Raw genomic sequence first — 21,070 nt, 5'->3', positions numbered from 1 at the left:
TTTAGCATCTTAATCAATTAGGATAGGGTACAAAAAAAATCCCATGCAATGCATGGGATTCTATATGTATTCTTGGATAAAAGATTATCTTCTTCTTTTTTCTTTGATTTTAGCTTTTTTACCAGTAAGATCTCTGAAGTAGAATATACGAGCTCTTCTAACTTTACCTCTTTGGTTAACTTCAACTTTTTGAAGTGCAGGCATGTTTAATGGGAAGATACGCTCTACACCAACAGCACCTGACATTTTACGGATTGTAAAAGTTTGAGTGATACCAGCGCCTCTTTTTTGGATTACAACTCCTTTGAAGAACTGTGTTCTAGTTTTTTCACCCTCTTTAATTTCGTAGTACACAGTGATAGTATCACCAGCTCCAAACTCAGGGAAATCTTTTTTTGTTACAAATTCGTCTTGTACAAATTTTACTAAATCAGACATGATTTTTATTTTTAAATTATTGATTCAGAGCAACATTCACGAGTATCGCCAGAGGTTAATCCGAAATAGGGTGCAAATATAATTATTTTTTTGAAGTAACAAAAGTTTTAGGTTTAAAGTTTTATTTGGGTAAGTTTTTGATTTTTAACAATATAGCTGTTTTTTGGAAAGCGCAGTTATAAAAACTTTACAGATCAGAAACTTTGAAATCTGAAAACCTGAACAAAAAACTATTCTAAAAGATCAGGTCTTCTTGTTTTTGTGTGCTCAAATGCCATGTCTTCGCGCCATTTGTCAATATGAGCAAAGTTACCGCTTAATAATACGTCAGGTACTTTCCATCCTTTATATTCTGCAGGACGTGTATAGATAGGAGGGGAAAGCAGATTATCCTGGAAACTATCTGTAAGTGCTGAGGTTTCATTGCTCAATACACCAGGTATAAGGCGTATAATAGAATCGGCTACCACAGCTGCTGCCAACTCGCCACCCGAAAGAACGAAGTCGCCAATCGAGATCTCTTTGGTAATAAACTGATCGCGTACACGCTGATCTACTCCTTTATAATGACCGCAAAGTATAATGATATTCTCTAAAAGTGACATACGGTTGGCCATGCTCTGGTTAAGGGTTTCGCCATCCGGACTCATATATATAACCTCGTCATAATCGCGTTCTGCTTTTAGCTTAGAAATACAGGCATCAATAGGTTCTATCATCATTACCATACCTGCACCGCCACCAAACTGATAGTCGTCTACGTTTTTGTGTTTGTTGGTGCTGTAATCCCTAAGGTTGTGCAAATGCACCTCTACGATGCCTTTATCTATGGCACGTTTAAGTATAGAGGCTTCAAATGGGCTTCTTAGTAATTCGGGCAATACGGTAATAATATCAATACGCATTTCTTAAGATTCAAAGTTTAAAGCTGCAAAGGTACAAAGATTTTAAAGCATAAAGCAAAAGGCATAAATTTAGGTGTATTCCTTAACTTATGCCTTTATTTACTTTATCTAAAGAGATGCTATTATACCCCAAATTGTTTTAAATGGTGGTCAAGATGTTTCCATTGTAGGGTGTCCCATTCCTGTATGGTCATTTCACCAAAGAAAGGATGCTTTTTATTTTTAATAAAGGCTTCGCCTTCCTGAGCAAATTTAGAAACCAGTTCTATAAGTCCTTTTTTAGCTTCTTCAAAGTTCGGTTCGTAGTTAATGATGAACTCCTTAGAAGTAGGTAAGTCCTTTTTTAAAGGCTGAGAATCGGTTAATTGCTTTTTTGCCGATCTGGCAAAGAAAAAGCTTATCAGCCAGTTTGATTTTAATTTTAATGTTCCCTGAGCTACCTTAATAGGCTGCTGGCAGTGTTTTAGCATCTGACTCACAGTCATTTTGCCCCATTGCGACAGGGTTATAGGAGTTAACTGCTCTATACGGTCAATTATATCTTTATTATCCTTAGGATTAAACAGGCTTTTCATATTGTAAAATTTAATAGCAAAAGTAACGATTATTTGGTGTTATTTTTTTGTTGCTTTAACAGAGTATACCATTGGAATATTATTGCCTAATTGAATGATCCTGTACTTGCCCGGTTCAAATTCTTCGGTATTTCTAAAGCAATTGTAAGGCGAGTAATCAAACTCATTTAACTCATTAATTTCCAGTCCGCTTTTTATCAAATTGTTTATTACCTCGCTCATGGCATGGTTCCAGGTTATCATTTCGTTTTCTAACGGAGCGCTCACATCTGCATACGTGCCAATTTCACTTTCAATAATGGCATCGGCTTTAAAATAGTTGTAACCGATTTTTTCGAAATTATCATCAAACATCCAAACCACAGGATGGAACTCGGCAAAAACAAACGTGCCTCCGGGTTTTAGGAAATGTGAAATGGTTTTAGCCCATTTTCCCAGATCCGGCAGCCAGCCAATAGTGCCATAACTTGTAAACACAACATCAAACTGTTCGTTTAGAACTTCATGTAAACTGTATACATCAGAACAGATAAAACGTGCCGGCACACCTGTGCTGGCTGATAGGTTGCGTGCTTCTTCAATGGCTTTATCCGAGAAGTCTACTCCTGTAACATCGGCACCAAGCCTGCCTAATGATAATGTGTCCTGCCCAAAATGGCATTGAAGGTGCAGTATTTTTTTACCGGTTATATCGCCTAACAGCTCCAGTTCGATACTATTAAGCGTAGATCGGCCTTCCAGGAATGAAGGTGTGTCATAAAATTCAGAATTTACATGAACTTCTGTCTTCTGGTTCCATGCTTTTTTGTTTATATCTATATAATTATCTTCTTTATTCATTCTTAAGTTCAAATTTTTAAGATTCGAATTTACATTTTTGTTATGACATTGCAATATGCAGGGTAGAGAATTAATTTGTAAATTTGCATCTTCAAATAAACAATAAGCATAATGGAAAACGGAATTTACGCAAAATTCAATACAGCAAAAGGAACTATTCTTGTAAAGCTGACACATGATAAAACACCGGGAACGGTAGGTAACTTTGTAGGTCTTGCTGAAGGCAACCTTGAGAACAAAGAAAAACCACAGGGGAATCCGTTTTACAACGGACTTAAATTTCACCGTGTTATTCCTGATTTCATGATACAGGGCGGATGCCCTAAAGGAACAGGTACAGGTGGACCGGGTTACCAATTTGATGATGAATTTCACCCGGAATTAAAACACGATAAACCAGGAGTATTATCTATGGCTAACTCTGGACCGGGTTCTAACGGCTCTCAGTTCTTTATTACACACGTTCCAACGCCATGGCTTGATAACAAGCATACTGTTTTTGGACATGTTGTAGAAGGTCAGGATATTGTGGATGCTATTGCAGGTGATGATGCACTTGAAAGCATTGAGATCATTAGGGTAGGTGAAGAAGCTCAAAAATGGAATGCTATTGAGGCTTTCAGGACTTTTGAAGGTTCTCGCGAAAAAAGAGTTGCAGATGCTGCTAAACAAGCTGAAGAGGCTATGGAGAAACTTGCTGCAGGTTTTGAAAAAACAGAAAGTGGACTTCGTTATAAAATGATCCAGAAAGGTTCTGGTAAAAAAGCTGAAAAAGGAAGAACAGTTTCTGTACATTACTCAGGCTCTCTTGAGAACGGACAGGTGTTTGACTCTTCTTACAAAAGAAAACAACCAATTGACTTCCCTCTTGGACAAGGTCATGTGATCGAAGGATGGGACGAAGGTATCGCTTTACTTCAGGTAGGTGATAAAGCCCGTTTTGTTATTCCTTCTCACCTTGGTTACGGTTCTCGTGGTGCAGGCGGTGTTATTCCTCCGGACGCTACTTTGATCTTTGACGTTGAGTTAATGGATGTAAAATAATACTGAATATTAGTTATATAATAAAAAGGCAGCTCTTTGGGCTGCCTTTTTTATTGTTATTGGATTTTCTTGGAATACTTTTTGAAAGATGGCTGTAGAGCTTTACTTTTGCGCTAATATTATTATTTATGAGATACAGTATCCTTATTATAGTTTTCCTTTTTACATTTTCGGTAAAGGCTCAGGTTATGCATTGTGGTTATGATTTTACATCATACATTGTACTGGACATACATGAAGCAGGAAAAAAAGAAAATATTAAAAATTTAAGAGTTACTGTGGTCGACAGTAAGGGTAATGACCTGATCAATGTGAATAATCTTTACAGCTTTAGAAACGCTAACGAGCCAATGATATTTACGTCAAACTATTTGATAGGTGACGACAATAAGAGGCTGGCTGAAGGAGCTGTTGCAAAAAAAGAACGTTACTTTTTTCCATTTGCTAAAGACAATTACCTGCTTTCTATAGCTAATACTTTTCCTGCTGATAATTTCTCTGTAAAGATCCAGGATGTTGATGGTAAAGAGAATGGTGGAAAATTCAAGACGGTAATATTGCCGCTTTACAGCTTTAATATGTACATACTTTGTTCTAACGAAAGTCAGACTGCTGCTATGAAATTTGGCCGTAAGATGAATAAACCGGTAGATGTAGTACTCGAAAGAGAATAATACTACTGCAAGGTTATATAGTAGTATTAGTTTGTTACTTCAACGATCTTTATGTTTTTAACGCCGGCAGGCATTTCCCAGACTACTTCGTCGTTTTTGCTGAAGCCGATAAGGGCTACACTTAGTGGGGCAAAAACGGATATTTTACCTTCTTTTACATTTGATTCACGTGGTAAAACTATTTTAATTTTTAGTTTTTGTCCGGTCTTAATGTCCTCAACTTCTACGTTTGAGTTGATCTGTACTATGGTTTCGGCAATTGGCTTATCTGTTTTATCGATAATAGCCCTGTTAAGTTCAGATGACAGTTGGTTTACTTCTTTAGCTATCCTTGCGTCGGTATTGTTTTTAATTAAATCCCGCAGAATGGTATAGTCATTTAGTGTAAGCGTTGGAATAGGATTCATGTTTTATATCTTTTTAAAAATTAATTAATTCTTGATTTTTATCGCTCTGGTACATTTCCTGAAAACTTTTGTTTTGGCTGTGATCTACTCTTTTAAAGAATACCTTAGGGTTAACCTGATGTATGTTTTCAAAACCGCAGGCACCAATGAACTCAGCGAGAGCCTTCATTGTGTTTTTATGGAAATTAGCCACACGTTCTGTCTTATCGGTGATATCTACACCTTTGTATAGGTTCTTATCCTGCGTTGCAATACCAACAGGGCATTTTCCGCTGTCACACTGTAATGCCTGTATGCAGCCAAGAGAAAACATCATTGCGCGTGCACTGTAGCAGGCATCAGCTCCAAGAGCGATCGTTTTTGCAATATCAAAGGCAGAGATGATCTTACCGGAAGCAAAGATCTTGATATGTTCCCTAACGCCATATTCTTTAAGAGTAGCGTTTACAAATGTCAGGGCATCTGATAAGGCCATACCCATGTAATCGATAAATTCTAAAGGAGCGGCACCGGTTCCGCCTTCTGCACCGTCAACGGTAATGAAATCAGGGATAATTCCTGTTTCTATAATAGCCTGCGCGATAGAGGTGAATTCTTCTTTTTGCCCGATACAGATCTTAAATCCTACAGGTTTACCTCCGGATGATTTACGCAGCTGGTTTACAAATACCAGTAATTCAAAGGCATTAGAGAATGCACTGTGAGATGATGGTGAATGCACATCGGTATATGGTTTTATAGCCCTTATTTTTGCAATTTCAGGTGTGTTTTTCTCTGCTGGGAGTAAGCCACCGTGCCCTGGTTTTGCACCTTGAGAAAGTTTTATCTCTATCATTTTTACGGTAGGCAGGGTTGCTCTTTCTTTAAATAATTTTTCAGAGAATGTACCGTCTTCATTTCTACACCCAAAATAACCTGTACCAATCTGCCAGATAAGGTCACCACCCTGTAAGTGGAAGTCACTAATACCGCCTTCGCCTGTATTGTGAGCAAAGTTTCCTTTTTGAGCACCTTTGTTCAATGAGGTAATGGCAGTTTTACTAAGCGCTCCATAGCTCATAGCGCTAATATTAAGTATACTGGCGTTGTAAGGCTGGTCGCACTGCGGGCCGCCTACCATGGTCCTGAACTTATCACTGGCTGCTTTTTTAGGGTAAATAGAGTGCGCTGCCCATTCGTAACCTATCCTGTTGGGATCGTCCTGCATACCAAAAGAAATGGTCTGCTTTTGGTTCTTAGCCCTTTGATAAACAATAGAACGCTGTCTTCTGTTAAAAGGTTTTCCGTCCAGTTCTCCTTCAAAAAAGTATTGGCGGAATTCCGGTCGTACCGATTCAAACAAATAGCGAAGCCTTCCTACTACAGGATAGTTCTTTTTAATGGTGTGTTTTGTTTGAAGACTGTCTGAAGTGGCAATTGCCAATATAAGCACAGGCAATACAACAAAAGCGATATTAATTTGTTTGGTAGCTGCAAAAAACAAAATAGCAGCTAAGAAAAGGATTGACAGAGACCATATAATTTGGCGTGCTGTCAATGAAGCTAAAAACTTTTTAACTAACATGATATAAAAAGATAAGGTAAAACGAAAAAGGTTCAACGAACCTAAATAAAGATTATGGTAAAATTATTCCCCTGATTGTGTAGTTGTTGAAATAAGCAGGGGGCTTATGTAATGAAGGCCTTACTGTGTGAAATAAGCACAATAAAGCTGTTCCTTTTGTAAAAAGGAGCAGGTATGGCGTTATGTGCAGTGTTGGATATCATTAATTGATGTATTTCACGCTGCAAAGGTAATGAAGATTTATAGTATAAAAAAAACTACTTCCACTTTATATTACATCCTAAACTTGGTTTTTGATAACCGGGAATGCTGCGGTTATATAAAACGCCGTCTATTGCCGTACGAAGATCGCTTCCGCTAAGAGGGATATTGTTGCCGGGGCGGGAATCGTCAAGTTGACCGCGGTAAACTAACTTGTCCTGAGAGTCGAAGAGGTAAAAGTCGGGAGTACAGGCAGCGTCATAAGCTTTTGCGACTTCTTGTGTGTTGTCAAATAGGTAAGGGAAGTCCATTTTGTTTTCAAAGGCAAATTCGGTCATTTTATCAGGTGCATCCTGTGGGTAACGTTCGGGATCATTACTGCTTATAGCAATAATGCCAATGCCCTGAACGCGATAATCGTTGGCGATCATTATTATTTCATCCATAACATGCAGTACAAAAGGGCAGTGGTTACAAATAAACATAACCAGTGTGCCTTTGTCGCCTTTTAGGTTGGCAAAAGAGTAATGGTTATTAGAATTAGTATCCTTAAGCCAAAAAGCCGGAGCTACTGTTCCTAAAGGGAGCATATTAGAAGGTGTATTTGCCATTGTTATAGAAAACTTTTATTTTAGCAAAATACGATAATTACACTTAATAAAAAAACTATGTTGACCTGGGAAGAATTTGAAAAAACTGAAATGCGTGTGGGTACTATTTTGGAAGCGAATGATTTTCCTGACGCAAGGAAACCGGCATATCAGCTTACAATTGATTTTGGAACAGAGATAGGTATTAGAAAATCATCGGCACAGATAACAAAGCGTTATGCTAAAGAAGACCTTGCAGGCAGGCAGATCGTTGCTGTGGTTAACTTCCCGAGAAAACAAATAGGTAAATTTATGAGTGAGTGCCTTGTGCTTGGTGCAGTAGGAGAGAAAGGTGACGTTATATTATTGGCACCCGATTTTAAGGTAGAAAACGGTTTGAGAATAGGGTAGTTGGAAGTTTCTTAATTTTGTTGTTTAATTTTCCAATAAATCAGTCTCAATCAAAACCTATGTTAGCTACTGTATTTGTTTTAATTGCATTATTTGCCAGTTTATATTGCAAATGAATAGCTAATATCTGCCAAGTATTTTGGTCTGTCGATACTCGACTTGATTATAAATTCGAATGTTGGTTCAAGTCCTGATTGTTGAATTGTCTGTCCACCTAAAACAGAAACTGAATACCAGCCATTTTCAAGTTTAATTGTTGCAGTTCTAAATTTCTTTAAATTTTCGATTTGCTCTGCTGTAAATTTTCTCAGATATGGCATTGTAAATAAATAAATCTGTCCGCTTTCAACTTTTAAGCAATACCCGTCTTGCTGAACTTGTAATTTATTTCCGTCTTTAAGTAATTCAGGTGTGTCGTCCGATAGATTAAAATAAATGGTATATGGTAAATTTTCAACCCCTGAAAGCGGAACAATAATTCCGTCTTCAACAACTTTGTCACCAGTTTCGTTTGTTGTGAATTCTGTCAGCAAATCATCAGGTAAATTATTTTTATTCTTGTAACTAAATAAACAGTCTGGGTCGCCCAAAATTAAATAGTCCATTAAGTCATTTAATACCTCCTCAAATTTATAAAGTCGTTTCATGGTTGATGTTTATTAATATAGCAACTAATATTTGGTAGTGAACAGCTATTTATTTTATTAGAGAACTATTCATTATAATTTGTCTTATACTTTTTTGAAAGTGATAAACAATATTAGTATCTCGATTATAAATATTTTTCAATATTATTATGTTTAGTTTTTCGGATGGAACGTAAATTTTCAAACTAACAAAACCTATTCCCCTTCCTGCATGTCCAATATACCTTCCTGGTTCTTTTTCATTAATATTTACTCCATAACCGTAGTTTGATTTATTTTCACTAAAAGTAAAATCAGAGTCGATGATTTTTGAAGTTGCCAACTGAATCAGCCCATGTTTGTTTCAAATCGGGTAAGTATGTTTTAATTGACTTATACAAATCAATGTTTCTTTTTTCAACTTCTTTTAAAACTAACACTGCTGTAATCTGTTTATTATTTGGACTGAATGCGAAAATTGTCCTTTGGAGTAAAAGATTTTTTTTAATATCAGAATATCCTGAAGCTTTCGAATACTTTGTTTTCCCGTCTTTAGTTATAAAAATTACTCCATTAAAACGTCTAGGGTTTGTTGTTTGAATTAAACCGTCTATCTTGGAAGAGTAGTCATCACTTTTTTGTCCGTAACTATTACAGCTTATTAAAATGGTTACTAAAAAAAGTCCAAAAACCTAAAAGGAATCCGGACTTCATCATAATTTGTAGTTTTTTGACGGGTTGGTTTAGATATCGTCAAAATTTACATCGGTAAAACTTTCGCTGGTAACAGCTTCTTCACCTTTTTCACCAAATAGTTTTCTAAAATCTTTTTGGTGTCTTTCAGAGATTACTTCTTCACCCTTATGATTAAGTACATAAGAGGTCATTTCGTCAAGTATTTCTCTAAAAGCAGCGAAATCTTCCTTGTAAAGATAAATTTTGTGCTTTTTAAAGTGGAAAGAACCATCTTCTTCAGTGAATTTTTTGCTTTCGGTAATGGTTATATAATAGTCATCAGCCTTAGTCGCCCTTACATCAAAAAAGTACGTTCTCCTACCTGCCCTTAAAACTTTAGAAAAGATCTCTTCCTTTTCAAGCATGTCATTTTCTCTCATAATCCTTCGTTCTTTTATTTGGTTTATGTAGCAACCAAAAATCTAAAAAAAATCTAAATAATGCAACAAAATACTACATTTCTTTTTCAGAAAGTTGTTTTAAGTATAATTCTTTGTAATATCCTGTTTGGTTTACAAGTTGATTGTGAGTTCCTTGTTGTAGTATTTCACCGTCTTCTATGATCAGTATTTTATCTGCATTTTTAGCGGATGATACCCTGTGGCTGACAATTATAGTTGTTTTATCCTTGCAAAACTCTAAAAGGTTATTCAGTATAGCTTCTTCTGTCTCGGTATCTACGGCAGAAAGGCAGTCGTCCAGTAAAAGTATAGGAGCGTCCTTGATCATTGCCCTGGCGATAGATACACGTTGTTTCTGACCTCCTGAGAGGGTTATTCCGCGTTCTCCAAGTATGGTTTCGTATTGTTTGTTAAACCCGATGATGTTGTTGTGTACTACAGCTTTTTTTGCAACAGTGATCACCTCGTCATCGTCAGCGTCTTCTTTTCCAAATTTTATATTGTTTTTAATGCTGTCGGAAAATAGGAAAGCATCCTGCGGTACAAATCCTATGCTGTTACGCAGGTCATATAAGTTTATAGCTTCAATTTCTTCGCCATCAACGGTGATGCGGCCTTCTTCTACATCATACAGCCTGCTGATAAGTGATAATATGGTTGATTTACCGGAGCCCGTACGTCCTAAAATTGCCAGTGTTTCACCTTTGTTTACGGTAAATGATACATTTTTAAGAGCTGTAATATTAGTATCGTCGTAAGTGAAAGTTACATTTTCAAAAGCAATTTGTCCTAATACCGTTGTGTGGTTTGGATTGTTGTTTTTAATATCCGGTTCTATCTTAAGGAATTCATTGATCCTTTTTTGAGAAGCTTCTGCTTCCTGAACCATAGATGATATCCATCCTAAAGAGGCAACAGGCCAGGTAAGCATATTGATGTACAGGATGAATTGTGCTACGATACCAATGCTGGCAATGCTGCCGTTCATGTACATCATACCTCCAACGTAGATCACTACAAGGTTACTTATACCGATAAGTAATATCATGAACGGACCAAAAAGGGCGCTTATTTTTGCAAGGCTAAGGTTTTTCTTAACGCTGTCTCTCGAAAGTTCTTTAAAATCATTTCCTTTTTGTTCTTCAAGGGCATATGCTTTTGTAACACGAATACCCGAAAACATTTCCTGTGTAAAACTCGAAAGTTTAGAAAGGTTTTGTTGGTATAAAGTACTTCGTTTGTTGATCTCGCTGCTTATCCAGTAAATGCTGTAAGCAAGTATAGGGAGTGGCAGCAGGGTGTAAAGTGTAAGCTTTGGAGATATAGAGTACATGTGTACGCTTATTACAGCGAAACTTATCACAGTATTCAGGGCATACATGATCGCAGGGCCAACATACTGGCGTACTCTTCCTACGTCTTCGCTTATACGGTTCATAAGGTCACCTGTACGGTTTTTTTTGTAAAAACTAGGTGAAAGGTTCTCATACTGGCGAAAAATCTCGTTTTTAAGGTCGAATTCTACATTTCGGGACATTACGATTAGTGTCTGGCGCATAAAAAACGTAAGTACTCCTCTGATAAGGGTTGTTGCTATAATCAGGAATAAGTTGTAGAGAAGTATGTTCTTTATTGTAACGGTAGATGCATTGTCCTGTTTCAGGAAATCCTGAACTGAGTTAATTGAATTAGCAATAAGCTGAGGAGTAAATAAAGAGAAGATTTGCGCTACAATCGTAATCAATAATCCTAGAAGAAATTGAAATTTATATTTAATAAAATATTTGTTTAAATACTGAAGTTCTTTCATTTTGTGTTTAAAAATATGTATTTTATTGCATCTAAAATGTTAAAATACACGGGTTTAAATGTTTTTTTATTATTTGCTGTAATCGTCTTTTATTAGGGAATGTGTAAAAAAAGCGATTTATTTTACCGTATCTTAATTATATGTGTAATTTTGTAACCTGTTTTTGAATAAATTTCAAATTTAAAAATTATTATTATGATAACAGAAGTTATTAAGGCTAACGAACTTACTAAGATCGACCCTGTTTTTGGACAGGCATCTTTTAATGACCATGAGCAAATCGTTTTTTGCCATGACAAAGATACTGGTTTAAAAGCAATAATTGGTATCCACAATACAGTTTTAGGACCAGCATTAGGTGGTACTAGGATGTGGAAGTATGCTAATGAATGGGAAGCTTTAAACGATGTTTTGAGACTATCAAGAGGTATGACTTTTAAATCTGCTATTTCAGGATTAAACCTTGGTGGTGGTAAGGCTGTTATTATAGGAGATTCTAAAATCGACAAAACACCTGAAATGATAACCAGCTTTGGTAAATATGTAAATTCTTTAAGCGGAAGATACATTACTGCTGAAGATGTAGGTACAACTACACAGGATATGGACCTTATAAGAGACGTAACACCATACGTTACAGGTATATCTGAAGAAAGAGGCGGATCAGGAAATCCATCACCTGTAACTGCTTACGGAGTTTACATGGGTATGAAAGCTGCTGCAATGCACCAGTTTGGATCTGATAAACTTGCTGGTAAAAAAGTATTGGTACAAGGTACAGGTCACGTAGGTGAAACACTTATTGACTACTTAACAAAAGAAGGTGCGCTTGTACAGATATCTGATATTAACGAAGCTAGAATGCAGGAAGTATCGGCTAAATATGGTGCTGCTATATTTACTGGTGACGATGTATACAGTGCTGATGTTGATATTTATGCACCATGTGCACTTGGAGCTACAATAAATGATGATACTATAAACAAGATCAGAGCTAAAGTTATTGCAGGTGCTGCAAACAATCAGTTAGCTAATGATATTGTTCATGGAAAAATACTTCAGGAAAAAGGTATCCTTTATGCTCCTGATTTCCTTATCAATGCAGGTGGTATTATCAATGTATATGCAGAAATCGTAGGTTATGACAAGGCTGAGGCAATGAGAAGAACTGAAAATATCTACAATACTACACTTGAAATTTTCAATGTTGCAGAGTCTAAAGGTATCACTACACAACAGGCTGCAATGGCAATCGCACAACAGCGTATTGACGATAAGAAAAAAGAAACCGCTAAATAATTAGCGTAAAAAAAATAGTATTCTTAATTTTGCGGAGCGAAAGAGTTTTTCTTTCGCTCCCTTAATTTTTAAAAGTTCTTATAGACGGATGTTAAACAGAAGACATATTCGAGTTAAAGTGATGCAGTCAATTTATGCCATGCATCAAAATGATTCAGACAATCTTGAAAAGGAAGAGAAGTTCTTATTCAATAGTATTGAAAACATTCGTGATCTGTATCTTATCATGCTTTCCGCACTTGTGGAGATAAGAAACAGTGAAGAGAAATTTATTGAAAAATCGAGCCAAAAACATTTGGCAACTCCCGAAGAGCGCAATCCCAACAAAAAATTCATCAACAATCAGGTACTTCACCTTCTTTCAGAAAGTAATGCACTTAGTATTGCAATGGAAGACTGTAAGATTACCAACTGGCAGAATAATGATGATTATATCCTGCTGTTGCTTGAGGAGGTTAAAAAGAGTGAACTGTATCAAAAATACATGCACAATAAGGTAAACAATTTTGAAGAAGACCGTGAGTTTATTGCTGACCTATTTACTGAAGTGATAGCGCCAAATGACAAACTTTACGAATATCTTGAAGATCATAAACTAACGTGGATAGATGATATTCCGGTAGTAAACACATTAATAAACAAACAGCTTAGAGTGATATCTCCGCAAGGAAAAGATGCATTCTATGTGCCTAAATTATATAAAGATTCTGATGATAAGGACTTTGTGCGTGACCTGTTTAGAAAAACAGTGCTTAACGACGTAGAACTGGCTAAAGAATTTATTGATAAAACACCAAACTGGGATACAGAACGTATTGCAGAGCTTGATGCGATTATCCTTAAAATGGCGATATGCGAATTTTTAAAATTCCCGTCTATTCCTGTTAAAGTTACTATTAACGAATATCTTGAGATTGCAAAAGAGTATTCTACACCAAAAAGTAGTATTTTTATCAACGGAATACTGGACAATCTTGTTAAAGACTACCAGGCCAGTAATAAATTAATAAAGACCGGAAGAGGTTTAATGTAAAATAGATTAAAATTTTTAAGTTATGTTGAAAAAATCTGTAGCTATGTTTGCCATAGCATCTCTAGTGCTTACAGCATCATGTAAAAAAGAAAATGCAGCGTTACGTATAGATGATGAAACTGCAAAAAAAGCTGAAATCGCTCATGCTGAGTCAGGAAACTTACCAGTAGCTAAATTTGATACTATGGATCATGATTTTGGGACGATCAGTGAAGGCGATAAAGTACACTATACTTATAAAGTATCTAATGCTGGGACAGCTGATCTTATCATAAGTGAAGTAAAACCAAGCTGTGGTTGTACTGTGCCTGATTATACAAAAACACCAATTAAACCGGGAGAAAGTGGAGAAATAGCAGTGACTTTTGACTCTACAGGAAAAAGCGGCAGCCAGCAAAAAACGGTTACCGTAACACTTAATACCGAAAAGGCTACTGAAACACTTAAGTTTTCAGCTAATATAACACCTAAGGCAGGTGGTGTAGGTGTAATACCGGCACCGTCTAAATAATTAAATATAAAAATATAATGGGTCAGATAACACAGTTTTTACCAATACTATTAATGTTTGTGGTTGTTTATTTTTTAATGATCAAACCGCAGCAAAAAAGGGCTAAACTTGAAAAAGAGTTTGAGAAAAACTTAAAAGTAGGCGACAGAATTATTACTAAAAGCGGAATACATGGAAGAATATCTGAACTTGCAGATGATTCTTTAGTGATAGAAACAATGGCAGGAAAGCTTAAAATGGAGCGTTCTTCTATTTCTCTTGAACTTAGCCAAAAATTAAATACTGCTGGTAAAGCATAAATAAAAATCCCCATCAACTGATGGGGATTTTTTTTAAACAGTCCCATTTGGTTTGTCTAGATGGGACTGTTTTGTTTGATACCCTTCGACAAGCTAAGGGGTGACTAGGTGTATTATCTGTACTTATCATTAAGTCCAATGCCTTCTAATATTAAGGGCTTTACTTTTTCTAAGCGTGCGATTATGGTTTCCTGACGTTTAGCACTCCCTACAAATTCTGTAAATTCTTTTTGCTTATAAGGTGTGAATTTAGCAAAAGCAGCAGAAAGTTTGCTTGATGCGTCTAATTCTTTCTGTAATGCCTCGGGAATGGAAAAAGCTTTCTTTTCGGGCTTTATAGCTAATCCGGCTTTTTCATTCGCTATAGCTTCCTTAATGTATTCCAGTACCAGTTTACGGTCTATATCGGCTACGGAGGCGAATCTCCATTGGCGTAATGATTTAGTAGTTCCCTCCTGTGCATTTACAAGAATACCTGCCTCATCTTTCAGGAAAACACCTTTAAAGAACCAAATAGTGAAAAAGTTTTTGAAGCCGCCTATACCCAAAACGTTCTTTCCGTTTATGGTATAGGCAGGACCACCCCATTTGGTAGTTTCAGCCAATTCGGTGGTGTTGATGATCGACTTTAAAATTTCTAGTTCATCACTCCATTGGCTGTTTTTATTCCAAATGTACTTTTCTTTTTCCATTATTTCTTTTCAGCAGTAAGCTCAGCGATCTTCACAATCACTTCTATAGCCTTTTGCATGCTCTCCACCGGTACATATTCATATTTACCATGGAAGTTATGTCCGCCTGCAAAAATGTTAGGGCATGGAAGCCCCATGTATGATAATTGAGAACCATCTGTACCACCACGAATAGGCTTGATAAGTGGTTTGATACCTAATTCGTTCATTGCTCTTTCTGCAATATCAACAATATGCATAACAGGCTCTACTTTTTCTTTCATGTTAAAGTAAGAGTCTTTTACTTCAGCAATAGCGATATCTTCACCAAATTGCTTTGCAAATTTCCTGTTTATTTTTTCGGTGATCTTTTGAACCAGTTTTTTTCTTTTTTCGAATTTTTTACGGTCATGATCACGAATGATAAGCTGTACTGTAGTTTCTTCGATGCTTCCGTTTATCCCCACTACGTGGAAAAAGCCTTCGTAGCCTGATGTTTTTTCTGGAACTTCTTCTTTAGGGAGTTTAGAGATAAATTTGTTAGCAATAAGCATAGAGTTGATCATTTTGCCTTTTGCATAACCCGGGTGAACGCTTTTTCCTTTAAAAGTTATTTTAGCACCGGCTGCATTAAAGTTTTCGTACTCTAATTCGCCTATCTGGCTTCCGTCCATAGTATATGCCCATTCAGCACCAAACTTAGCTACATCGAATTTATGTGCGCCACGGCCTATTTCTTCATCCGGGGTAAACCCAATACGGATCTTACCATGTTTAATTTCCGGATGCTGGATTAAGTACTCCATTGCAGTTACAATCTCAGTAATACCGGCTTTGTCGTCAGCACCAAGAAGCGTTGTACCGTCTGTAGTAATTAGGGTCTGTCCTTTGTACAATAACAGGTCTTTAAAGTAGTTTGGAGAAAGAACAATGTTTAATTCTTTGTTCAGGATAATATCGTTACCGTCATAGTTAGGTACTATTTGCGGTTTTATGTTTGCCCCTGTAAAATCGGGAGTGGTATCAAAGTGAGAAACAAAACCGATAACCGGTACTTCATGGTCTACATTAGATGGCAGTGTAGCCATAATGTAAGCATTCTCGTCTATAGTAACATCGTCAAGTCCTATGTTTTTAAGTTCTTCAACAAGTTGGTTAGCAAGATCCCATTGTTTTGCTGTACTTGGGGTAGTGTCTGAATTTGGATCAGATTCGGTGTCAACAGTAACATAACTGATAAAACGGTCTATAATGTGCTGCATCTTTTAATTTTAGTTTGTAATGAAGCACAAATTTACGATTTATTTGCTTTTTACTCTAAAATTGTATCAAACAATAATTGAATTAGTCAAGCTTTTTATTGTATTTATTAGACTTTTTAAATATAAAATAAGCCTCATGAGAGTGAGGCTTATATGTTTTTTGTTTATTATTTTTTATTCAGATTTATGGCTGACGTTTTTACACTTTCAGATGGTGCAGGCGGTGGTGGCGGTACTTGTGCAAATACTCCTGCCAGTTCAGTGATATCTCCTGCAAGTATCCATTCTGTCATTCCCTGCTTCCAGGCATGATGTAATTTAGTAAACTGTCCTGTAATTGCATATTCTTTTAATTGTTCCAGCGTATAAGGGCCTGATTGCTGTCCATTCAGTGCGATGTGATACATTAAAATAGGAGGTGAGGGAGGTGTATTGTTAGTACTGTTCATCATGTCGCCTAATTGATCTCCCATTACTCTGCCCATAGCCATACCTGTCATAATACCTGCCGGGTTGAATCCGGAACCACCACTTAGGTTTCCGTCACCTATTCCTCCTAAATTACCGGAAGCAGATTTTAGAACTTCTGTTTGCTGGTTTAGTTTGTGAACAGCAAAATTTTTGCCTTCAACACCCATTTCCATGTCTTTACGCTGAATGCGGGTTGTTTCATCCAGATTGGTGATCTCTATGCCTGTTTTTGCATCAATAAAGCGCGATTGCTGGTCGGCAGTCGTTTTCTTGAGCTGCATATAGTTAGGATGGGTCTTGTCTATTTCTATGGCAGAAATATCAATACGTTTCAGGTTAATACCAAAATCATTCTGTATTGCAGATTGTATTTTTTCCTGAAGTATAGTATTGATCTCGTCTATTTTTCTTTCCATCTGTACTACAGGAATACCTGTGTCAGTTGGGAGATTTAAAATTATAGATTTCGCTTTACGGGTAAAAAAGTCTTCAATTTGTCTTTTAAGATCGCTAATTTCAAAATTGACAAGACGGTTTAGTTTTATGAAATTCTTATAATCTGTAATGTTAAAAGTGATGGTACCACGTATGGCACACGGTATGCCAAGATCTATAATCCTTGGGTCAAACACGTCAAAGTAAGGGATTCCAAATCGTATCTGGACATTGCCGGAAAGATTAATGAAATAAATCTCTGCCTGAAACGGAGATTCGCCCCCGTAAGCCAGGCCAATAAACTCAGTAAGGATAGGTAAGTTTATTGTTTTAATGAGTTTATCTACGGGGCCAACAATGTAGTCCATCATAGCGCCGTCTTGCTGTTTATAAACAAAAACAGCAACTTCGCCTTCTTTTACTCGCAGGGTGCTGCCAAAACGTATGGCATTTTCTTTATCAGAAGAATTTGCAATACCGTTAGGACTCCATTTATGTACTAAATACTCCTGTTCATCACAGCGGATAACATCCATGAATCCGCCTTCACTATTACCAAAGAAATTCATTATGCCCATTATTTTTTGCTTTTTTTCTTAATATCTTTTTCTACTGTTTCAGCAAGTTTGATTAAATCGTCAAGTTTAGATTTTTGAAGAGAACTTGCGATTTCAGCTCTTTCTCTTGCTCTTTTAAAGTCTTTGTTGTCAATAAGTTCTGTTACTTCTTTTTCTATGATAAGATCTATTTTATTCTTCATTTTATCATTATCATAACTACGTCCGCTAATGTCTTTTATTTTGGCAGCAAGCAGAAGTGCACCATTATAATCCGAAGCATTAGTTAAACTGTCAATCTCCATGTCTTGCAGCTTGTCAAGATATTGTTCTCTTTCAGCTATATCTGTTACTCCTGCTGCGGCTATTTTGGCTTTACCGATACTATCACTTTTTATAAGCCTTTCCGTTTTTTCTTCAGCGGTTTCAACTTTTTTTGGAGCATCGGGAAGTTTCGGGATATTAGAAAAAATGTAAATAATTAATGCGGCAAGACCAAAACTAAGTGCGCCTATTTTTATACTGGCTTTATCGCGTTTTTTTGTTAAATCTATTATTTGCCTGGTTGTAGTATCAAGATAACTATTGATTTGTCTGTCAGCACCATATTTTTGTCGTAATTGGTTTATTTGGGTAGTAGTCATTAAAACAATTGAGTCAAACCCTTTCCTGTTTGCATCAAACAGGCTCTCTTTTTTAATTACTTTTTTATAGATTATATACAATCCAAGCGTTACTAGACTCAATAATGTAGTTGAAAAAACATCAGATGCACCTGGTGTAGGTACATAACTAAGTCCTAAAACACTATTGTCAATTTTTTTCATAGAAACATCTAATGTTTCTGTGCTTTCTTTTGAAGAAGTGTCAAGCACATAATCGCATGATGGACATACCTTACTTAGACCTTTTAAAATTTCACCACAACCCGGGCATTTGTTCGGCTGAGGCTTTTTTTTATTTTGTTCGTATAATTTTCCTTCAAGGATCATTTCAAGCTCGTCTGTGTCAAATCCCTGCTGTTGGGCTTTTCTAAACAAAACTTCTCTGTCTTTGTCACTTATATAACCATCTGCAAGGGCATATTCTACTAATTTTTCTAATTCAGGATTCATTAAAAGAGGTACTTTTATTTAATTGGTTGACCAAATTTACACATTGAACCTTATTTTGCAAGTTTTTACATCCTAATTTAAAAAATATAAAAAAACAAATTCATTTTTATTTTTTTACTTTTGCAGTTAGCAAACAAAACAGTCTATGTACAAATCGCTTATCAGGCCCATCTTATTCCGTTACGATCCGGAAAAAATCCACCATTTCACCTTTTCATCTATTCGTTTTTTAAATAGTATTCCGGGATTTCCGGCGATTTTTAAGTCGATTTATGAAGTAAATGACCCGCGATTAGAGCGTGAAGTGTTTGGGCTGAAGTTCAAAAACCCTGTTGGCCTTGCCGCAGGAATGGATAAGGATGCAAAACTGTATAAAGAGTTGTCTGATCTTGGTTTTGGTTTTATAGAAATTGGAACGCTTACACCTAAACCTCAGGACGGGAATCCTAAAAAGAGGCTTTTTCGTTTGCGTGAAGACAGTGCTATTATTAACCGAATGGGTTTCAATAATGGGGGGGTTCAGGAAGCGGTAGAGCGTTTAAAAAAGAATCCTAAAGGCAAAGGGCATGTACTTATAGGCGGTAATATTGGTAAAAATAAGGTAACTCCTAATGAAGATGCTGTAAGTGATTATGAGATATGTTTTGATGCATTGTATCATTATGTTGACTATTTTGTAGTAAACGTAAGTTCGCCAAATACACCAAACCTTCGCGAACTTCAGGATAAAGAACCGCTAACGCGATTGCTGCAAACATTGCAGGATAAGAATGCGGCTAAGCCAAAACAAAAACCGATACTGCTAAAAATTGCTCCCGATTTAACTGATGAGCAGCTTCTGGATATTATCGATATTATTAAAACTACTGGTATTGCAGGAGTAATTGCTACCAATACTACGATCTCAAGAGATGGATTACAATCTGAAAATAAAATTGAAATGGGCGGATTGAGTGGTAAGCCACTTGCAAAACGTTCTACAGAAGTAATTCGTTTCTTATCTCAAAAAAGTAATAATGCTTTTCCTATCATTGGAGTAGGAGGAATTCATACTCCCGAAGATGCTCTTGAAAAACTGGAAGCGGGTGCAAGCCTTATTCAGTTGTATACCGGCTTTATTTATGAAGGTCCGGGACTGATAAGAGATATTAATAAGAAGATTTTAGAATCTTAGGTACTGTGAAACTCAGAAAAAACGTTTTCGGAAATAAGACAAAATCTTATTATCTTTGAGCCTTTATGGAAAAGATTAAAATTATAGAATGCCCAAGAGATGCCATGCAAGGTATCAAAACCTTTATTCCTACCGAAAGGAAAATTAACTTTATCCAGTCGATCTTAAGGGTAGGGTATGATACTATTGATTTTGGTAGTTTTGTTTCACCAAAAGCGATCCCGCAGATGCAGGATACTGCAGAAGTACTGGCAGGACTTGATCTTTCTACAACACAAAGTAAACTACTGGCTATCATTGCCAATACACAAGGCGCACAGTCAGCTGCTGAACATAAAGAAATACATTATTTGGGATATCCTTTCTCTATTTCAGAGAATTTCCAGATGCGTAATACCCATAAAACCATTGCCGAATCGCTTGTTACACTTGATGAAATACTAAATATTGCCGATGCTTCAAGCAAAGAAGTGGTGGCTTATCTTTCTATGGGTTTTGGTAATCCATATGGTGATCCATGGAATGTGGATATAGTAGGAGATTGGACAGAAAAATTGGCTTCTATGGGAGTGAAAATCTTGTCATTGTCGGATACTGTAGGAAGTTCTACTCCCGATGTGATTGATTACCTTTTCTCTAATTTGATTCCGAAATACCCTAATATCGAGTTTGGAGCACATTTACATACTACGCCGGATAAGTGGTTCGAAAAAATAGATGCAGCTTATAAAGCAGGCTGTAAACGTTTTGACGGGGCTATACAGGGCTTTGGCGGATGCCCCATGGCTACAGATGATCTAACGGGTAATATGCCTACAGAACGCATGTTGTCCTATTTTACTGCTGCAAAAGCAGATACTAATATGAATCCAATGAGCTTTGAGAGTGCTTATAACGAAGCGAGCAAAATTTTTAACGAGTTTCACTAAGAATAAATTTGACTGATAGCACTATAATTATATTTTATAAAACTATCATAATAACATTTAATTTAAAAGTAGTATATTTGCATGCAATTTAAC

General features: G+C 36.4%; 25 protein-coding genes. 9 read left to right on the top strand and 16 right to left on the bottom strand.

From position 1 onward, the window contains the following. Positions 1–84 precede the first annotated feature (84 nt). From rplS to EPI11_RS06645, 4 genes are all read right to left on the bottom strand, one after another. Complete coding sequence (gene rplS / locus EPI11_RS06660) at positions 85–438, bottom strand: 50S ribosomal protein L19 (protein WP_128389163.1); 354 nt, start codon at positions 436–438, stop codon at positions 85–87. Positions 439–668: 230 nt separating this feature from the next. After that, positions 669–1,343, bottom strand: coding sequence for a tRNA (guanosine(37)-N1)-methyltransferase TrmD (trmD, locus tag EPI11_RS06655; protein ID WP_128389162.1), 675 nt, complete (start codon positions 1,341–1,343; stop codon positions 669–671). Positions 1,344–1,465: 122 nt separating this feature from the next. Beyond that, positions 1,466–1,918, bottom strand: a complete 453-nt coding sequence (locus EPI11_RS06650; RefSeq protein ID WP_128389161.1) for a DUF1569 domain-containing protein — start codon at positions 1,916–1,918, stop codon at positions 1,466–1,468. Positions 1,919–1,957: 39 nt separating this feature from the next. Further along, on the bottom strand, positions 1,958–2,758 hold the full coding sequence (locus EPI11_RS06645; protein WP_128389160.1) for a class I SAM-dependent methyltransferase: 801 nt from the start codon (positions 2,756–2,758) through the stop codon (positions 1,958–1,960). A gap of 111 nt (positions 2,759–2,869) precedes the next feature. Here EPI11_RS06645 and EPI11_RS06640 point away from each other — a divergent pair, with 111 nt between their 5' ends. Both EPI11_RS06640 and EPI11_RS06635 read left to right on the top strand, forming a co-directional pair. Next, the gene (locus EPI11_RS06640; protein ID WP_128389159.1) at positions 2,870–3,802 is read left to right on the top strand and encodes a peptidylprolyl isomerase; all 933 of its coding nucleotides are present in this window, start codon (positions 2,870–2,872) and stop codon (positions 3,800–3,802) included. 128 nt (positions 3,803–3,930) lie between these two features. Next, positions 3,931–4,476 (top strand): hypothetical protein, encoded by a 546-nt coding sequence (locus tag EPI11_RS06635; protein ID WP_128389158.1) that lies wholly within the window; start codon positions 3,931–3,933, stop codon positions 4,474–4,476. A gap of 26 nt (positions 4,477–4,502) precedes the next feature. Here the strand turns inward: EPI11_RS06635 and EPI11_RS06630 are convergent, their stop codons facing one another. The 3 genes from EPI11_RS06630 to EPI11_RS06620 all read right to left on the bottom strand — a co-directional run bounded on the left by EPI11_RS06630 (position 4,503) and on the right by EPI11_RS06620 (position 7,259). Then, on the bottom strand, positions 4,503–4,883 hold the full coding sequence (locus EPI11_RS06630; RefSeq protein ID WP_128389157.1) for a GreA/GreB family elongation factor: 381 nt from the start codon (positions 4,881–4,883) through the stop codon (positions 4,503–4,505). 13 nt (positions 4,884–4,896) lie between these two features. Next, a complete protein-coding gene (locus EPI11_RS06625; RefSeq protein ID WP_128389156.1) occupies positions 4,897–6,447 on the bottom strand; it encodes an FMN-binding glutamate synthase family protein in 1,551 nt (516 codons plus the stop codon). Positions 6,448–6,704: 257 nt separating this feature from the next. Beyond that, on the bottom strand, positions 6,705–7,259 hold the full coding sequence (locus tag EPI11_RS06620) for a thioredoxin family protein (protein WP_128389155.1): 555 nt from the start codon (positions 7,257–7,259) through the stop codon (positions 6,705–6,707). 57 nt (positions 7,260–7,316) lie between these two features. Here EPI11_RS06620 and EPI11_RS06615 point away from each other — a divergent pair, with 57 nt between their 5' ends. Further along, complete coding sequence (locus EPI11_RS06615; RefSeq protein WP_128389154.1) at positions 7,317–7,649, top strand: tRNA-binding protein; 333 nt, start codon at positions 7,317–7,319, stop codon at positions 7,647–7,649. Positions 7,650–7,750: 101 nt separating this feature from the next. Here EPI11_RS06615 and EPI11_RS06610 read toward each other — a convergent pair whose 3' ends face one another. The 5 genes from EPI11_RS06610 to EPI11_RS06590 form a co-directional block, all read right to left on the bottom strand. Beyond that, complete coding sequence (locus tag EPI11_RS06610) at positions 7,751–8,296, bottom strand: hypothetical protein (protein WP_128389153.1); 546 nt, start codon at positions 8,294–8,296, stop codon at positions 7,751–7,753. A gap of 49 nt (positions 8,297–8,345) precedes the next feature. After that, entirely contained in the window at positions 8,346–8,618 is a 273-nt protein-coding gene (locus EPI11_RS19085; RefSeq protein ID WP_128389152.1) for a serine hydrolase domain-containing protein, read from the bottom strand. Beyond that, the gene (locus EPI11_RS19255; RefSeq protein WP_394343633.1) at positions 8,590–8,841 is read right to left on the bottom strand and encodes a serine hydrolase; all 252 of its coding nucleotides are present in this window, start codon (positions 8,839–8,841) and stop codon (positions 8,590–8,592) included. Before EPI11_RS19255 ends, EPI11_RS19085 begins: the two co-directional genes overlap by 29 nt. Before the next feature lie 177 nt (positions 8,842–9,018). Then, the gene (locus tag EPI11_RS06595) at positions 9,019–9,390 is read right to left on the bottom strand and encodes a PUR family DNA/RNA-binding protein (protein ID WP_128389151.1); all 372 of its coding nucleotides are present in this window, start codon (positions 9,388–9,390) and stop codon (positions 9,019–9,021) included. A 73-nt stretch (positions 9,391–9,463) separates the two neighbouring features. Beyond that, entirely contained in the window at positions 9,464–11,221 is a 1,758-nt protein-coding gene (locus tag EPI11_RS06590) for an ABC transporter ATP-binding protein (protein ID WP_128389150.1), read from the bottom strand. 195 nt (positions 11,222–11,416) lie between these two features. Between EPI11_RS06590 and EPI11_RS06585 the strand changes: the two genes are divergently transcribed. From EPI11_RS06585 to yajC, 4 genes are all read left to right on the top strand, one after another. Then, positions 11,417–12,520, top strand: a complete 1,104-nt coding sequence (locus EPI11_RS06585; RefSeq protein ID WP_128389149.1) for a Glu/Leu/Phe/Val dehydrogenase dimerization domain-containing protein — start codon at positions 11,417–11,419, stop codon at positions 12,518–12,520. Between the two features lie 121 nt (positions 12,521–12,641). Beyond that, positions 12,642–13,553 carry a transcription antitermination factor NusB gene (gene nusB / locus EPI11_RS06580; protein ID WP_128389148.1) on the top strand — a complete coding sequence of 304 codons (912 nt, stop codon included), beginning with the start codon at positions 12,642–12,644 and terminating at the stop codon, positions 13,551–13,553. Between the two features lie 22 nt (positions 13,554–13,575). Continuing rightward, a complete protein-coding gene (locus EPI11_RS06575) occupies positions 13,576–14,064 on the top strand; it encodes a DUF1573 domain-containing protein (RefSeq protein WP_128389147.1) in 489 nt (162 codons plus the stop codon). Between the two features lie 17 nt (positions 14,065–14,081). Further along, positions 14,082–14,363, top strand: coding sequence for a preprotein translocase subunit YajC (yajC, locus tag EPI11_RS06570; RefSeq protein WP_128389146.1), 282 nt, complete (start codon positions 14,082–14,084; stop codon positions 14,361–14,363). Between the two features lie 113 nt (positions 14,364–14,476). On the opposite strand, the gene EPI11_RS06565 is transcribed toward yajC, so the two are convergent. The 4 genes from EPI11_RS06565 to EPI11_RS06550 all read right to left on the bottom strand — a co-directional run bounded on the left by EPI11_RS06565 (position 14,477) and on the right by EPI11_RS06550 (position 18,874). Then, positions 14,477–15,055 carry a YdeI/OmpD-associated family protein gene (locus tag EPI11_RS06565; protein WP_128389145.1) on the bottom strand — a complete coding sequence of 193 codons (579 nt, stop codon included), beginning with the start codon at positions 15,053–15,055 and terminating at the stop codon, positions 14,477–14,479. Beyond that, entirely contained in the window at positions 15,055–16,296 is a 1,242-nt protein-coding gene (gene pepT, locus EPI11_RS06560; RefSeq protein WP_128389144.1) for a peptidase T, read from the bottom strand. The genes EPI11_RS06565 and pepT overlap by 1 nt, the downstream gene beginning before the upstream one ends. A 167-nt stretch (positions 16,297–16,463) precedes the next feature. Next, positions 16,464–17,780 carry an SPFH domain-containing protein gene (locus EPI11_RS06555; protein ID WP_241657591.1) on the bottom strand — a complete coding sequence of 439 codons (1,317 nt, stop codon included), beginning with the start codon at positions 17,778–17,780 and terminating at the stop codon, positions 16,464–16,466. Beyond that, positions 17,780–18,874, bottom strand: a complete 1,095-nt coding sequence (locus EPI11_RS06550) for a hypothetical protein (protein ID WP_128389143.1) — start codon at positions 18,872–18,874, stop codon at positions 17,780–17,782. Before EPI11_RS06550 ends, EPI11_RS06555 begins: the two co-directional genes overlap by 1 nt. 145 nt (positions 18,875–19,019) lie before the next feature. Here EPI11_RS06550 and EPI11_RS06545 point away from each other — a divergent pair, with 145 nt between their 5' ends. Continuing rightward, a complete protein-coding gene (locus EPI11_RS06545) occupies positions 19,020–20,048 on the top strand; it encodes a quinone-dependent dihydroorotate dehydrogenase (RefSeq protein ID WP_128389142.1) in 1,029 nt (342 codons plus the stop codon). A gap of 65 nt (positions 20,049–20,113) precedes the next feature. Further along, a complete protein-coding gene (locus EPI11_RS06540; protein WP_128389141.1) occupies positions 20,114–20,977 on the top strand; it encodes a hydroxymethylglutaryl-CoA lyase in 864 nt (287 codons plus the stop codon). Positions 20,978–21,070 lie beyond the last annotated feature (93 nt).

It is taken from the genome of Flavobacterium cerinum, from assembly GCF_004028155.1.
GTDB classification, from domain to species: domain Bacteria; phylum Bacteroidota; class Bacteroidia; order Flavobacteriales; family Flavobacteriaceae; genus Flavobacterium; species Flavobacterium cerinum.
Note: the sequence above shows the minus strand (reverse complement) of the source record. Positions and strands in the feature narration are given on the sequence as shown.

What these genes read in the sequence shown, in the direction of transcription:
- EPI11_RS06550 (WP_128389143.1), bottom strand. Translation starts at nt 18,874, where the DNA reads ATGAATCCTGAATTAGAAAAATTAGTAGAATATGCCCTTGCAGATGGT.
- EPI11_RS06595 (WP_128389151.1), bottom strand. Translation starts at nt 9,390, where the DNA reads ATGAGAGAAAATGACATGCTTGAAAAGGAAGAGATCTTTTCTAAAGTT.
- yajC (WP_128389146.1), top strand. Translation starts at nt 14,082, where the DNA reads ATGGGTCAGATAACACAGTTTTTACCAATACTATTAATGTTTGTGGTT.
- EPI11_RS06625 (WP_128389156.1), bottom strand. Translation starts at nt 6,447, where the DNA reads ATGTTAGTTAAAAAGTTTTTAGCTTCATTGACAGCACGCCAAATTATA.
- EPI11_RS06585 (WP_128389149.1), top strand. Translation starts at nt 11,417, where the DNA reads ATGATAACAGAAGTTATTAAGGCTAACGAACTTACTAAGATCGACCCT.
- EPI11_RS06540 (WP_128389141.1), top strand. Translation starts at nt 20,114, where the DNA reads ATGGAAAAGATTAAAATTATAGAATGCCCAAGAGATGCCATGCAAGGT.
- trmD (WP_128389162.1), bottom strand. Translation starts at nt 1,343, where the DNA reads ATGCGTATTGATATTATTACCGTATTGCCCGAATTACTAAGAAGCCCA.
- EPI11_RS06615 (WP_128389154.1), top strand. Translation starts at nt 7,317, where the DNA reads ATGTTGACCTGGGAAGAATTTGAAAAAACTGAAATGCGTGTGGGTACT.
- rplS (WP_128389163.1), bottom strand. Translation starts at nt 438, where the DNA reads ATGTCTGATTTAGTAAAATTTGTACAAGACGAATTTGTAACAAAAAAA.
- EPI11_RS06645 (WP_128389160.1), bottom strand. Translation starts at nt 2,758, where the DNA reads ATGAATAAAGAAGATAATTATATAGATATAAACAAAAAAGCATGGAAC.
- EPI11_RS06590 (WP_128389150.1), bottom strand. Translation starts at nt 11,221, where the DNA reads ATGAAAGAACTTCAGTATTTAAACAAATATTTTATTAAATATAAATTT.
- EPI11_RS06545 (WP_128389142.1), top strand. Translation starts at nt 19,020, where the DNA reads ATGTACAAATCGCTTATCAGGCCCATCTTATTCCGTTACGATCCGGAA.
- EPI11_RS06650 (WP_128389161.1), bottom strand. Translation starts at nt 1,918, where the DNA reads ATGAAAAGCCTGTTTAATCCTAAGGATAATAAAGATATAATTGACCGT.
- pepT (WP_128389144.1), bottom strand. Translation starts at nt 16,296, where the DNA reads ATGCAGCACATTATAGACCGTTTTATCAGTTATGTTACTGTTGACACC.
- EPI11_RS06610 (WP_128389153.1), bottom strand. Translation starts at nt 8,296, where the DNA reads ATGAAACGACTTTATAAATTTGAGGAGGTATTAAATGACTTAATGGAC.
- nusB (WP_128389148.1), top strand. Translation starts at nt 12,642, where the DNA reads ATGCAGTCAATTTATGCCATGCATCAAAATGATTCAGACAATCTTGAA.
- EPI11_RS06640 (WP_128389159.1), top strand. Translation starts at nt 2,870, where the DNA reads ATGGAAAACGGAATTTACGCAAAATTCAATACAGCAAAAGGAACTATT.
- EPI11_RS06635 (WP_128389158.1), top strand. Translation starts at nt 3,931, where the DNA reads ATGAGATACAGTATCCTTATTATAGTTTTCCTTTTTACATTTTCGGTA.
- EPI11_RS06620 (WP_128389155.1), bottom strand. Translation starts at nt 7,259, where the DNA reads ATGGCAAATACACCTTCTAATATGCTCCCTTTAGGAACAGTAGCTCCG.
- EPI11_RS06565 (WP_128389145.1), bottom strand. Translation starts at nt 15,055, where the DNA reads ATGGAAAAAGAAAAGTACATTTGGAATAAAAACAGCCAATGGAGTGAT.
- EPI11_RS06555 (WP_241657591.1), bottom strand. Translation starts at nt 17,780, where the DNA reads ATGGGCATAATGAATTTCTTTGGTAATAGTGAAGGCGGATTCATGGAT.
- EPI11_RS06575 (WP_128389147.1), top strand. Translation starts at nt 13,576, where the DNA reads ATGTTGAAAAAATCTGTAGCTATGTTTGCCATAGCATCTCTAGTGCTT.
- EPI11_RS06630 (WP_128389157.1), bottom strand. Translation starts at nt 4,883, where the DNA reads ATGAATCCTATTCCAACGCTTACACTAAATGACTATACCATTCTGCGG.